Origin of the sequence: Pantoea sp. (assembly GCF_039594315.1) — a bacterium.
In the GTDB taxonomy this organism is placed as follows: domain Bacteria; phylum Pseudomonadota; class Gammaproteobacteria; order Enterobacterales; family Enterobacteriaceae; genus Pantoea.
In genome coordinates, this window is sequence record NZ_JBCNNP010000079.1 from 1 (window position 1) to 13,358 (window position 13,358).

Here is a 13,358-nt window from a genome sequence, read left to right on the forward strand (position 1 = left end):
TCAGCGCCTAACGGCAACGCGGACAGACAAGGATTAACACTGGCGCAACGCCGGGCAGTAAGTTAGTCTCTGACCGGATTGTCGGCATGATGCCAGTTTTCATGGAATTATCGAAACCGCGTATGAAGAAACATATACCTACCTTGCTGGCTACCATGATTGGTGCAGCGCTTTATAGCCAGTCATCGCTTGCCGACGATCTGATGTCGCAGTGCATGTTGGGCGTGCCAAGCTACAACCGCCCGCTGGTTAATGGCGATACCAATTCGCTGCCTGTCACCATCAATTCTGATTCCGCCAAAGGCAATTATCCGGATGATGCGGTGTTCACGGGCAAAGTCGATGTGCAGCAAGGCAACAGCCGCCTGCGCGCCGACGAAATGCAGCTGCATCAGCGTCCACAGGATGGTCAAACTACACCGGTTCGTACCGTCGATGCGCTGGGTAATGTGCACTATGACGACAATCAGGTCATCCTCAAAGGTCCGAAAGCGTGGTCAAATCTGAACACCAAAGACACTAACGTGTGGAATGGTGATTATCAGATGGTAGGCCGCCAAGGGCGTGGCGTCGCCGATCAGATGAAACTGCGCGGCAATAATCGCTATACCATTATGGAAAACGGCAGCTTTACCTCTTGCTTGCCGGGTTCTAACAGCTGGAGCGTAGTAGGTTCCGAAGTGATTCAGGATCGCCAGGAAGAAGTGGCGGAAATCTGGAACGCGCGCTTCAAGCTCGGCAATGTGCCGGTGTTTTACAGCCCGTATTTGCAGCTGCCACTCGGCGATCGTCGCCGTTCCGGCTTCCTGATCCCCAACGCGAAGTACGGTAGTAACAACGGCTTAGAGTTCATGCTGCCGTACTACTGGAACATCGCGCCGCAAGCTGATGCCACTATCACGCCACACTATATGGAAAAACGCGGCCTGCAATTGCAGAATGAATTCCGTTATCTGACGGTGTTTGGCGCGGGCTTGATGGAATTGGATTATCTGCAATCAGATAAACAGTACGACAACGATAAAGCGGTGCGCGGTATCGCGCAAAACGATAGCTCCGATCGTTGGTTGTTCTATTGGCAGCACGCCGGCGTTTACGAGCAACACTGGCGCTTCAACGCGAATTACACCAAAGTCAGCGACCCTTATTACTTCAACGATCTCGATTCGAAGTACTACAACTCGACTGATGGCTACGCGACACAGAAATTCAGCTTCGGTTACGCGGATACCAATTGGGATGCGACGCTGTCGTCCAAAGACTTCCAGGTATTCGGCAATACCAGCAATTCCAATGTTTATCGCGCACAACCGCAGCTCGATTTGAATTTCTATCAAAATGACATCGGCCCGTTTGATGGACGTGTCTATGCGCAGGCAGTGAAATTCACCAACGTGAACAGCCGCATGCCTGAAGCGACGCGTTTGCACATTGAGCCAACGCTGGATCTGCCGTTGTCGAACGGTTGGGCAAGTCTGGATACTGAAGCCAAATTCCTTGCGACTCATTACCAGCAAGAAAATGTCGATCATTACAACAATGGCGAAATCGCCAACGTTGGCGGAGCAAGCGGCCGTCTGGATGATTCAGTCAACCGCACTTTGCCTCAGTTTAAAGTCGATGGTCGTTTGGTGTTTGACCGCGATATGGATTGGCAACCGGGTTACACCCAGACGCTGGAACCACGCGTTCAGTACCTTTACGTACCGTATCGTAATCAAAGCAATATCTATCCGTACGACTCAACACTGCTGCAAACCGATTACACCGGTTTATTCCGCGATCGCACTTATAGCGGTCTGGATCGCATCGCTTCGTCCAACGAAGTTTCTACCGGTGTGACCACGCGTATTTATGATAACGATTTGGTTGAACGTTTTAACGTTTCTGTAGGTCAAATCTACTCGTTTACCCCGTCTCGTACCGGCGTAAACCAGACGAACAAAGAAGATGACACCGGCAGCCTGGTGTGGGCCGGCGACACTTACTGGAAAATCAGCGACCGTTGGGGCGCTCGTGGCGGCCTGCAATACGACACCCGCCTTGATAACGTCGCGCAAGGCAATGCGATAGTTGAGTATCGTCAGGATGCCGATCGTATGGTGCAATTGAGCTATCGCTACAGCAGCCCGGAATATGTGGCGCAGGCGCTGAACAACTCAAGCCTAATTACGAACCCGATCTATAAAAACGGGATTTCACAGGTTGGTGCCACCGGCAGTTGGCCAATTGCCGATGCATGGTCACTGGTGGGCGGGTATTACTACGATACCCGCAACAGCAGACCAGCAGAACAATTGGTTGGCCTGCAATATAGCTCGTGCTGCTATGCCATTCGTCTGGGTTACGAACGCAAGATCAACGGTTGGGAAAACAACGACAGTAAGTATGACAACCAAATCTCATTCAACATTGAGCTACGTGGTCTGAGTTCCAACTATGGCTTAGGCACCAATGAAATGCTGCGTCAGGGCATCATCCCTTACCAGCGCGCTTTCTGATGTTGTGATGTTTGACAGGCTATCCCGCAGTGCGGAAACAACAATGGATAAAGTATGAAGAACTGGAGAATGCTGATTCTTGGTGTAGCGATTACCGCTAACACTGCGTTCGCAGCCCCACAAGTGGTTGATAAAGTTGCCGCCGTCGTGAATAACGGCGTGGTACTGGAAAGTGACGTTGATGACATGATGCGCACCGTGAAATCACAGGCGCAGCAAGCTAAGCAGCAACTTCCAGATGATAAAACATTGCGTCATCAGATCCTTGAGCGTCAGGTCATGGATAACATCATTTTGCAGATGGCGGAAAAAGCGGGCGTTCAGGTTAACGATCAGCAGTTGGATCAGGCGATCCAAAACATCGCAGCCCAGAACCGCATGAGCCTTGATCAGCTGCGTAGCCGCTTGGCGTATGACGGTATGAACTACAACGTTTACCGCGCGCAGATTCGTCGTGAAATGCTGATCTCTGAAGTGCGTAACAACGAAGTACGCCGCCGTATCACTATCCTGCCGCAGGAAGTTGATACGCTGGCCGCGCAAGTGGGTGCACAAAATAGCCAGGGAACTGAGCTGAACATCAGCCAGATTCTGCTGCCATTGTCAGAAAACCCAACGCAGCAACAGGTTGACGATCAGGAAGCGCTGGCTCGCCAGTTAGTGGGGCAACTGAAAGGCGGTGCCGATTTCGGCAAGCTGGCAGTGACCTACTCGGCCGATCCGCAAGCACTGAAAGGCGGCAACATGGGCTGGGGCAAAATTGAAGAGCTGCCAACCCTGTTCTCGCAGGCGCTGAGCATCGCGAAGAAAGGTGATATCGTCGGTCCAATCCGTTCAGGCGTGGGCTTCCACATTCTAAAAGTGAACGATCTGCGCGGTGAGAGCAAAAACATCTCCGTGACCGAAGTGCATGCGCGACACATTCTGTTGAAACCGTCACCGATCCTGACTGATGCGCAAGCGCAAGCCAAGATCGAGCAGATCGCAGCCGATATTCAGTCTGGCAAAACCACTTTTGCCGCTGCGGCCAAGCAGTTCTCGGACGATCCGGGTTCAGCCAATCAGGGTGGCGATCTGGGTTGGGCATCACCAGAAATCTATGATCCTGCGTTCCGCGATGCGTTGCTGAAATTGCAGAAAGGCCAGGTGAGCCAACCGGTACACTCCTCGTTTGGCTGGCACTTGATTCAGTTGCTGGATACGCGCCAGGTTGATAAGACCGACGCAGCGCAGAAAGAGCGTGCGTATCGTCTGCTGTTCAACCGTAAATTTGCGGAAGAAGCACAAACCTGGATGCAGGAACAACGCGCCAGCGCTTACGTGAAAATTCTGGATGACAATGGTCAGTAATTATCGAGTTGTGATCACTCCCGGCGAACCCGCCGGGATTGGTCCCGATCTCACCCTTCAACTGGCACAGCAAAACTGGCCGGTTGAATTGGTGGTCTGCGGCGACGGCGAGCTTTTGCGCCGTCGCGCTGCTTTATTGGGTTTGCCGCTGACGCTGCGCGACTATCAACCCGGCGTTGCCGCCCAACCGCAGCAGGCAGGCAGCTTAACGCTGCTGCAAGTTGATACTGCCCAAGCGGTCACACCGGGTGAGCTTAACGTAGCAAACAGCCATTACGTGCTGGAAACGTTGGCACGCGCCTGTGACGGTTGCCTGAACGGCGAGTTCGCCGCGCTGATTACCGGGCCGGTGCATAAAGGCGTGATCAACGATGCAGGCATTCCGTTTACCGGCCATACTGAATTCTTTGCCGATCGTGCCGGTGGCGATTTAGTGGTGATGATGCTGGCAACGGAAGAGTTGCGTGTGGCATTAGCCACCACCCATCTGCCATTGAAAGATGTTTCTGCTGCGATTACCCGTGACACGCTGCACGAAGTGATCACTATTCTGCATCGCGATTTGCAGCAGAAGTTTGGTTTGCCAAACCCACACATCTTCGTCTGCGGCCTGAATCCGCACGCTGGCGAAAGCGGCCATATGGGCCGTGAAGAGATCGATACCATCATTCCGGCGCTCAATGAATTGCGCCAACAAGGTATGCAGTTAACCGGGCCTTTACCGGCCGATACGTTATTCCAGCCGAAATATCTGCAGCATGCGGATGCAGTTTTGGCGATGTATCACGACCAGGGTTTACCGGTGCTAAAATTCCAGGGGTTTGGTCGCGCAGTGAATATCACGCTTGGCCTGCCCTTTATCCGGACTTCTGTCGACCACGGTACCGCGCTTGAATTAGCCGGTCTGGGCCAGGCAGATCCGGGCAGCTTTATCACGGCGCTTAATCTCGCCATCACTATGATCAAGAGCAGTAATGAATAATCGCGTCCATCAGGGGCACTATGCCCGTAAACGTTTCGGGCAGAACTTCCTGAACGATCAGTACATTATCGACAGCATTGTCTCCGCCATTCACCCGCAAAAAGGTGAAGCCATCGTGGAAATCGGCCCCGGCCTTGGTGCATTAACCGAGCCGGTAGGCGAGCGTCTGGATGAGCTGACTGTTGTCGAGCTGGACCGCGACCTTGCCGCGCGCCTGCAAACGCATCCGTTCCTCGGCCCTAAGCTGACGATTTTCCAGCAGGATGCGATGACCTTTGATTTCGCCGCATTAGCGCAAGAGAAAGGCCAGCCGTTGCGCGTGTTCGGCAACCTGCCTTACAACATCTCCACCCCGCTGATGTTCCACCTTTTCAGCTATACTGGTTCGATTAAAGATATGCACTTCATGCTGCAAAAAGAAGTGGTCAATCGTTTAGTCGCCGGGCCAGGCAGCAAAGCTTATGGTCGTTTGAGCGTGATGGCGCAGTATTACTGCCAGGTAATTCCTGTGCTGGAAGTGCCGCCAGAATCTTTCACTCCAGCGCCAAAAGTGGAATCTGCGGTGGTGCGTTTAGTGCCGTATATGCAGCCACAGCATCCGGTCAGCGATATTCGCCTGCTGAGCCGCATTACCACTGAAGCCTTTGGTAAACGTCGCAAAACGCTGCGTAACAGCCTTGCTCACATGTTTGCAGCTGGTGCGCTGGATCAATTAGACATCGATGCCTCGCTGCGTGCAGAGAACGTCTCTGTGGCGCAATATTGCCAACTGGCAAACTGGTTGAGCAATCATCAGGCGGAAACTCCGGAGAACTGAGTGCATGAGTGATTTGGCCCGCGTCTGTATCCACGTGCACAGCCAGTATGTGGAGTCGCAATCCTTGCCTGACGAGGATCGCTACGTGTTTGCCTACACCATCACCATTCGTAACCTGGGGCGCAACAATGTGCAGTTGCGCAGCCGCTATTGGCTAATCACCAACGGCAACGGTCGTGAGACTGAAGTGCAAGGTGAAGGTGTGGTGGGCGAACAGCCTCACATCGCCGCCGGCGGCGAGTATCAGTACACCAGCGGCGCGATCCTTGAAACGCCGATGGGCACCATGCAAGGCCACTATGTGATGATCGATGACGAGGGCGAAGAGTTCCACGTTGAGATCCCAGTGTTCCGCCTCGCGGTGCAAACCCACATACATTAATCCTCCCCCGCCCGGCTCGTCCGGGCGGCGTGTTTTGATCGGACTGACAATGAGTACATACCTGATTGGCGATATTCATGGCTGTTATGACGAGCTTCGTGCGCTGTTGGCGCAAGTTGAGTTCGATCCGCAGCACGACACATTGTGGCTCACCGGTGATTTGGTGGCGCGCGGCCCCGGCTCGCTCGATGTGCTGCGCTATGTGAAATCGCTGGGTGATTGCGTGCGCTTGGTGCTGGGCAATCACGATCTGCATTTGCTGGCGGTCTACGCGGGTATCAGCCGTAATAAGCCGAAAGATCGCCTCACCTCGCTGCTGGAAGCCGATGACGCCGATGAGTTGATTAACTGGTTACGCCGTCAGCCGTTGCTGCAAGTGGATGACGAGAAAAAGCTGTTAATGGCACACGCGGGCATCACGCCGCAATGGGATCTCGAGACCGCGCAGATGTGCGCGCGTGAAGTAGAATCCGTGCTCTCCAGCGACAGTTATCCGCTGTTTCTCGATGCCATGTACGGCGACATGCCAAACAATTGGACGCCAGAACTGAGCGGTTTAGCGCGTCTGCGTTTTAGCACCAATGCACTGACGCGCATGCGCTTCTGCTTCCCCAATGGTCAGTTGGATATGATCTGCAAAGACACACCGAATTCAGCGCCACCGCCGTTGAAGCCGTGGTTTATGGTGCCAGGAAAAATCAGCAGCGACTACACGCAGATTTTTGGTCATTGGGCCTCGCTGGAAGGCAAAGGCACACCAGCACACGTGATTGGATTGGATACCGGCTGCTGCTGGGGCGGGACACTCACGCTGCTGCACTGGGAAACCAAACAGTATTACGTGCAGGCATCGAATCGTGAACAGGCGATGGCGGAAAGTGCGGTGAGCGCGCATCCACCGTTGGCTGATACGCCTTAAATAAAAAAGCCCGCTATTTTAGCGGGCTTTTTGTTGGTAACCATAAAGACTAGCGACGATCCAGAATCTCGAAGCAGTAGCTATGTGAGTTGTGCTCATCAGCATCATGGAATTCGCTGAAAGTAGATTGCCATTCATCCGGCTCGTAATCCGGGAACTGCGTGTCCCCTTCAACTTCCGCGTCGATGTGCGTCAGATACAGACGATCGGCGCGCGCCAGCATCTGCTCATACACGCGGCCACCGCCAATCACCATCATCTCTTCAACATCACCAGCGGCTTTGATCGCCTCTTCCAGTGAAGTTACCCAAGTGACACCTTCGTGGTTGCCTGGCTTGCTGCTCACCACAATATTCAGGCGGCCCGGAAGGGGACGGCCAATCGATTCAAAGGTCAAACGACCCATAATTACAGGCTTATTCAAAGTATTACGTTTGAACCATGCCAAATCTGCCGGCAGGTTCCATGGCATGGCGTTTTCCATACCAATAATGCGATCCGCTGCCAGTGCCGCGATCAGACTAATCATGTTAAAAGACCTACTGGAAAAAATTGGCGCCATCATACGTAAAGGCGAAACTTTCGTCGATAGGAGGCACCCGCTATTTGCGTAAAGCTCCAATGCCACCGCACTTTGGTTATTGGACAGAGTTTTACACCGGGTTTCAGGACTTAAGCGGGGAGAGGAGCCAGAAACGCCGGTTAAGACGGCACAACTCAGTATGAAAAGGCGGAATGACGGTACAGCAGTGTAAAGAAAAGCGCACTCTGTGCCACAAAGAAAAACGGCTCCCGCAGGAGCCGTAGAGACAAGTTAGAAATCGTAGCGCAGACGCACCAGATTCACATTGCCCAGTGATTTATCGGTGCTTGAGGTAATCACGTATTCGTAATCAACACGGAAGCCGTAGTCGAGCTGCGCGCTGATACCGACGCCGTTATCGATACGTTGGTAGTTACGGCCATTCAGGTATTCCAGACGGTCGCCCATGAAGTAAGGCTGGATAGATTTAACCGCGTACTGACCAATTGGGAATTTGTAGCCAGCAAAGTATTCCACGCCCCACGCATCATCAGCGAAGTAGTTGCTAGCCACTGATTTCTTGGTGGTCAGGAAGTTCTGGTAGTAACCGCCACCCGCTGACAACGTCCAGTTGCCTGGCGTATAGCTCAGCGCGGTACCGTAGATGTTCTGGTTGTAATCTTTGCTGTCGTCGGTCGCGGTGTTACGCATCGTTGCGTGCGTATAGTTCCACGCAGTGCCCCACGTCAGGTTTTTGCTGATGTGATAATCCACACCCAACGAACCGCCACCTTTACGCTTGTAGCGCAGGTTGTTGCCTTTCTGCAGAAGGTCGTCGTCAGAGAACAAGTAAGATGCATAAACATCAACATCGCCAAAGGTGTTTTTGTATTTCAGCATCTTACGTGAACGGTATGAACCGTCGTAATCACCGTTGATACCGTTACCTGGCGCCTGCGCCAGCATGTCGTAATCCCAGATATCGGTCTTCGCGCCTACTACATCGTAGTAAATGCTGTTCTGCTGACCGAAGGTTAACTGACCCCAGGTTTTGCTTTTCAGACCGGTATACAGCTGGCGACGCGTGGTGTTGTTAGCGCCATCGGCATAGTGTTCATCCCATCCCCACCAAGCCGGGAAGTTAACACCCAACTCGTAGTAGCTTACCCAGCTGATGTCATCAAACAGGTAGTAATCAGCAGAGAAACGGAAACGTGAACCGCCATCGTAGCCATTACGCTTATACGATTTATCGTTCACGCCATTTTGATGCAGGAACTGTGGACGAATACTGCCGCCCACTTTGAAGTCGAGACGGCTGAGCGGATCGCCCGCCTGCGGATCCTGCTTGAGCAGAGTAATTTCCGCCTGGCTAGCGAGTGGCGCTGCGGCGAGTAACGCAGCAACAGCCGTGAGAGTGAAAGCACGCATTTTCATTTTATATTCCCGATTAAGGTGAGCGCCCTATTAATGAGCGTGCGAAATACTACGGTGCGCTTACCGGGATCGTATTTATAAATTTGTGCGGATAATCGGGAGTGTTTCGAGTTCAGCATCAACTGATAAAATTTATGTCAAATTTTACGAAGTTTTACCGACAAGCGTTTCAATATTGCAGGAGAATGACAAAACAAAAACGGCTCCCGCAGGAGCCGTACTTTTTTGTCAAGGTGTTGATTAACCTTTGATTTGTGCGTGCATTTCCTGCACGGAAATCACTTGTTCAGTTGGGTCAGCATTCAGCGACATCGCGGTAGCAAAACCACCGTTCAGCGTGGTGTCATAATGCACTTTATATTGCAGCGCACTGCGGCGAATCAGTTTGGAATCCTCAATCGCCTGACGTCCCGCGGTGGTGTTAACGATGTAAGTATATTCACCGTTCTTCAAGCGATCCTGAATGTGCGGACGACCTTCATGCACCTTGTTCACCAAACGTGGGTTGATACCCGCTTCGCCCAGCACCACAGCGGTACCGTGCGTGGCATCCAACTCGAAACCAAACTTCTGCAACTTAGCCGCCAGGTCGACGATACGTTTCTTATCGCCTTCACGCACTGACAGCAGCGCACGACCGGTTTTCTTCATGTTGCTCTGCGCACCCAGCATCGCTTTAGCGAAGGCTTCCGCGAAGGTACGACCTACGCCCATCACTTCGCCAGTAGAACGCATCTCTGGGCCGAGGATGGGGTCAACGCCTGGGAACTTGTTGAACGGCAGCACCACTTCTTTCACCGAGTAGTACGGTGGAATCACTTCTTTGGTGACGCCTTGCTCAGCCAGAGTTTTGCCCGCCATCACGCGCGCAGCCACTTTCGCCAGCGCTACGCCGGTCGCTTTCGAGACGAATGGCACAGTACGCGCGGCACGTGGGTTAACCTCAATCAGGTAAACCTCGTTGTCCTTCACCGCGAACTGCACGTTCATCAAGCCACGTACGTTCAGCTCGAAGGCCAGTTTTTCTACCTGCTGACGCATCACGTTCTGGATTTCAGTACTCAGCGTGTAAGCCGGCAGCGAACAGGCCGAGTCACCCGAGTGCACGCCTGCTTGTTCGATGTGCTCCATGATGCCACCAATCAGCACGCGCTCGCCGTCGCAAATCGCATCGACATCAACTTCAACCGCATCGTCAAGGAAGCGATCCAGCAGTACCGGCGCATCGTTTGATACCGAAACAGCGGTCTGGAAGTAGCGCTTCAGGTCGATTTCGTCGTAAACGATCTCCATCGCACGGCCGCCCAACACGTAAGAAGGACGCACCACCAGCGGATAACCGATGCCAGCCGCTTTTTCCACCGCTTGCTCCAGCGTAGCAACCGTGGCGTTAGCCGGTTGCTTCAGGTTCAGGCGATCAACCGCTTGTTGGAAACGTTCACGGTCTTCTGCGCGGTCAATGGAATCCGGGCTGGTGCCAATCACCGGAACGCCAGCGGCTTCCAGCGCACGCGCCAGTTTCAGTGGCGTCTGGCCGCCGTATTGCACGATAACGCCTTTCGGTTGCTCGATGCGCACGATTTCCAGCACGTCTTCCAGCGTAACTGGCTCGAAGTACAGGCGATCCGAGGTATCGTAATCGGTCGATACGGTTTCCGGGTTACAGTTAACCATAATGGTCTCGTAACCGTCTTCACGCAGCGCCAGCGCCGCATGCACGCAGCAGTAATCGAATTCGATGCCTTGGCCGATACGGTTTGGACCACCGCCCAAAATCATGATTTTTTCACGATCCTGGTTTGGATTGGCTTCGCACTCTTCTTCGTACGTTGAGTACATGTAGGCGGTATCGGTAGCGAACTCAGCCGCACAGGTATCAACGCGCTTGTACACCGGATGCAGGTTGAATTGCTGACGCAGTTTGCGAATTTCGCTCTCCGAAACGCCAGCCAACGCAGCCAGACGCACATCGGCAAAGCCTTTACGCTTCAACGCGCGCAGGAAGTCGGCATTCAGTGAGTTAACACCTTCGCGCTCAACCTGCTCTTCCAGACGCACCAGTTCTTCAATCTGCACCAGGAACCAGCGGTCAATGTTGGTGAGGTTGAACACGCCATCCACCGACATGCCAGCACGGAAGGCATCCGCGATGTACCAAATACGGTCTGAACCCGCATCTTTCAGCTCGCGGCGGATGCGCGTCAGTGCTTCGGCATCATCAAGGCTGACTTTCGGGTCAAAGCCGCTGGCGCCCACTTCCAGGCCGCGCAGTGCTTTTTGCATCGATTCCTGGAAAGTACGGCCAATTGCCATCACTTCACCCACCGATTTCATCTGCGTGGTCAGACGATCATTTGCACCGGCGAATTTCTCGAAGTTGAAGCGAGGAATCTTGGTCACAACGTAGTCGATTGATGGTTCGAACGATGCAGGCGTTAAGCCGCCAGTGATGTCGTTCATCAGCTCATCAAGGGTGAAGCCCACCGCCAGTTTCGCCGCCACTTTAGCAATCGGGAAGCCGGTGGCTTTCGATGCCAGCGCTGAGGAACGCGATACGCGCGGGTTCATTTCGATGACGATCATGCGGCCATCTTTCGGGTTCACCGAGAACTGCACGTTAGAACCGCCGGTTTCTACGCCGATTTCACGCAGTACCGCCAGCGAGGCGTTACGCATGATTTGGTATTCTTTGTCGGTCAGCGTTTGTGCCGGAGCCACGGTGATGGAGTCACCAGTATGGATACCCATCGCATCGAAGTTTTCGATTGAGCAGACGATGATGCAGTTGTCGTTTTTATCACGCACCACTTCCATCTCGTACTCTTTCCAGCCAATCAGCGACTCATCAATCAGCAGCTCATTGGTTGGCGACAAGTCCAGACCGCGCTCGCAAATCTCTTCAAACTCTTCGCGGTTATAAGCGATACCGCCACCGGTGCCGCCCATGGTAAAGGAAGGACGAATGATGCACGGGAAGCCGACATCTTCAGCCACCGCCAGCGCTTCTTCCATGGTATGCGCGATACCGGAACGTGCAGTGCCGAGGCCAATGCTTTTCATCGCCACGTCGAAACGGCGACGATCTTCCGCTTTATCAATGGCATCAGCGGTGGCACCAATCATGGTGACGCCGAACTCGGCCAGCACGCCTTGACGCTCCAGCTCCAGCGCACAGTTCAGCGCAGTCTGGCCGCCCATGGTTGGCAGCACCGCATCCGGGCGCTCTTTTTCAATAATTTTGCGCACCACTTCCCAGTGAATCGGCTCGATGTAGGTGGCATCGGCCATTTCTGGGTCGGTCATGATGGTTGCCGGGTTGGAGTTCACCAGAATGACGCGGTAACCCTCTTCACGCAGCGCTTTACACGCCTGCGCGCCTGAGTAGTCAAATTCACATGCCTGGCCGATGACGATCGGGCCAGCACCAAGAATCAGGATGGATTTTATGTCTGTACGTTTTGGCATCGTGGGCTCCTGATTACTTCGCGTTAGAACGGTAAGCTTCGATCAGTTCGATAAAGTGATCGAACAGCGGCGCCGCATCGTGCGGGCCTGGGCTCGCTTCCGGGTGTCCCTGGAAGCTAAAGGCCGGTTTGTCAGTGCGGTGAATGCCCTGCACGGTTTGGTCGAACAGCGACACATGCGTCACGCGCAGGTTGGCCGGCAACTGGCTGTCATCTACCGCAAAACCGTGGTTTTGTGCAGTGATCATCACCGTATTGTTGTCGAGATCTTTCACCGGATGGTTACCGCCGTGATGACCAAGTTTCATCTTGACGGTTTTGGCACCGCTCGCCAGCGCTAACAGCTGATGACCGAGGCAGATGCCGAATACTGGGATGTCGGTTTTCAGGAAAGCCTGAATCGCGTTGATGGCGTAATCACACGGCTCCGGGTCACCAGGACCGTTCGACAAGAAAATGCCGTCTGGATTGAGCGCCAGAACCTCTTCGGCTGGCGTTTTCGCCGGTACGACGGTCAGGCGGCAGCCGCGATCCACCAGCATACGCAGGATGTTGCGTTTCGCGCCGTAATCGTACGCCACCACATGGAACGGCAGCTCTTCCGCGTTTTTCTGCTCCGGCAAATCGCCTTCCAGTGTCCAGCTACCCTGCTGCCACACGTAAGTTTCTGCAGTGGTCACTTCTTTCGCCAGGTCCATCCCTTTCAAGCCCGGGAACGCCTGCGCTTTTTGCAGCGCCAGCGCAGCATCCGGATTATCGCCCGCAATAATGCAGCCGCTCTGTGCGCCTTTCTCGCGCAGCAAACGGGTTAGTTTGCGCGTGTCGATATCGGCGATGCCAACGATGTTATTGCGTTGCAAGTAAGCTGACAGACTTTCTTCACTGCGGAAGTTGCTGGTAATCAGCGGCAGATCGCGAATAACGAGGCCTTGAGCATGGATTTGGCTGGATTCTTCATCGGCGGCGTTAACGCCAACATTGCC

The 13,358-nt window shown here is 53.7% G+C and carries 10 protein-coding genes; 6 read left to right on the top strand and 4 right to left on the bottom strand.

Translation table 11 applies throughout. The features are described from left to right. Positions 1-86 precede the first annotated feature (86 nt). The 6 genes from lptD to apaH are packed head-to-tail and all read left to right on the top strand — an operon-like array spanning position 87 to position 6,951. A complete protein-coding gene (gene lptD / locus ABDW13_RS22285; RefSeq protein ID WP_343554700.1) occupies positions 87-2,501 on the top strand; it encodes an LPS assembly protein LptD in 2,415 nt (804 codons plus the stop codon). Between the two features lie 54 nt (positions 2,502-2,555). Beyond that, positions 2,556-3,851 (top strand): peptidylprolyl isomerase SurA, encoded by a 1,296-nt coding sequence (gene surA / locus ABDW13_RS22290; RefSeq protein WP_343554701.1) that lies wholly within the window; start codon positions 2,556-2,558, stop codon positions 3,849-3,851. Beyond that, entirely contained in the window at positions 3,841-4,833 is a 993-nt protein-coding gene (gene pdxA, locus ABDW13_RS22295; RefSeq protein WP_343554702.1) for a 4-hydroxythreonine-4-phosphate dehydrogenase PdxA, read from the top strand. Before surA ends, pdxA begins: the two co-directional genes overlap by 11 nt. Beyond that, positions 4,826-5,650: a 16S rRNA (adenine(1518)-N(6)/adenine(1519)-N(6))-dimethyltransferase RsmA gene (gene rsmA / locus ABDW13_RS22300; RefSeq protein ID WP_343554703.1), complete on the top strand. Its 825-nt coding sequence runs from the start codon at positions 4,826-4,828 to the stop codon at positions 5,648-5,650. Before pdxA ends, rsmA begins: the two co-directional genes overlap by 8 nt. Positions 5,651-5,654: 4 nt before the next feature. Next, positions 5,655-6,032, top strand: a complete 378-nt coding sequence (apaG, locus tag ABDW13_RS22305) for a Co2+/Mg2+ efflux protein ApaG (protein WP_343554704.1) — start codon at positions 5,655-5,657, stop codon at positions 6,030-6,032. A gap of 49 nt (positions 6,033-6,081) precedes the next feature. After that, positions 6,082-6,951, top strand: a complete 870-nt coding sequence (gene apaH / locus ABDW13_RS22310) for a bis(5'-nucleosyl)-tetraphosphatase (symmetrical) ApaH (protein WP_343554705.1) — start codon at positions 6,082-6,084, stop codon at positions 6,949-6,951. 49 nt (positions 6,952-7,000) lie between these two features. On the opposite strand, the gene folA is transcribed toward apaH, so the two are convergent. The 4 genes from folA to carA form a co-directional block, all read right to left on the bottom strand. Further along, on the bottom strand, positions 7,001-7,480 hold the full coding sequence (folA, locus tag ABDW13_RS22315) for a type 3 dihydrofolate reductase (protein ID WP_343554706.1): 480 nt from the start codon (positions 7,478-7,480) through the stop codon (positions 7,001-7,003). A 285-nt stretch (positions 7,481-7,765) separates the two neighbouring features. Next, positions 7,766-8,911, bottom strand: a complete 1,146-nt coding sequence (locus ABDW13_RS22320) for an autotransporter domain-containing protein (protein WP_343554707.1) — start codon at positions 8,909-8,911, stop codon at positions 7,766-7,768. Between the two features lie 240 nt (positions 8,912-9,151). Further along, positions 9,152-12,376 (bottom strand): carbamoyl-phosphate synthase large subunit, encoded by a 3,225-nt coding sequence (carB, locus tag ABDW13_RS22325; RefSeq protein ID WP_343554708.1) that lies wholly within the window; start codon positions 12,374-12,376, stop codon positions 9,152-9,154. Positions 12,377-12,389: 13 nt separating this feature from the next. Next, a partial coding sequence (gene carA, locus ABDW13_RS22330) for a glutamine-hydrolyzing carbamoyl-phosphate synthase small subunit (protein WP_343554709.1) occupies positions 12,390-13,358 on the bottom strand: 969 nt, incomplete at its 5' end.

Bases quoted from the DNA above. Each gene is read 5' to 3' on its own strand.
- surA (WP_343554701.1), top strand. From the start codon at position 2,556: ATGAAGAACTGGAGAATGCTGATTCTTGGTGTAGCGATTACCGCTAAC.
- lptD (WP_343554700.1), top strand. From the start codon at position 87: ATGATGCCAGTTTTCATGGAATTATCGAAACCGCGTATGAAGAAACAT.
- pdxA (WP_343554702.1), top strand. From the start codon at position 3,841: ATGGTCAGTAATTATCGAGTTGTGATCACTCCCGGCGAACCCGCCGGG.
- apaG (WP_343554704.1), top strand. From the start codon at position 5,655: ATGAGTGATTTGGCCCGCGTCTGTATCCACGTGCACAGCCAGTATGTG.
- carB (WP_343554708.1), bottom strand. From the start codon at position 12,376: ATGCCAAAACGTACAGACATAAAATCCATCCTGATTCTTGGTGCTGGC.
- apaH (WP_343554705.1), top strand. From the start codon at position 6,082: ATGAGTACATACCTGATTGGCGATATTCATGGCTGTTATGACGAGCTT.
- folA (WP_343554706.1), bottom strand. From the start codon at position 7,480: ATGATTAGTCTGATCGCGGCACTGGCAGCGGATCGCATTATTGGTATG.
- rsmA (WP_343554703.1), top strand. From the start codon at position 4,826: ATGAATAATCGCGTCCATCAGGGGCACTATGCCCGTAAACGTTTCGGG.
- ABDW13_RS22320 (WP_343554707.1), bottom strand. From the start codon at position 8,911: ATGAAAATGCGTGCTTTCACTCTCACGGCTGTTGCTGCGTTACTCGCC.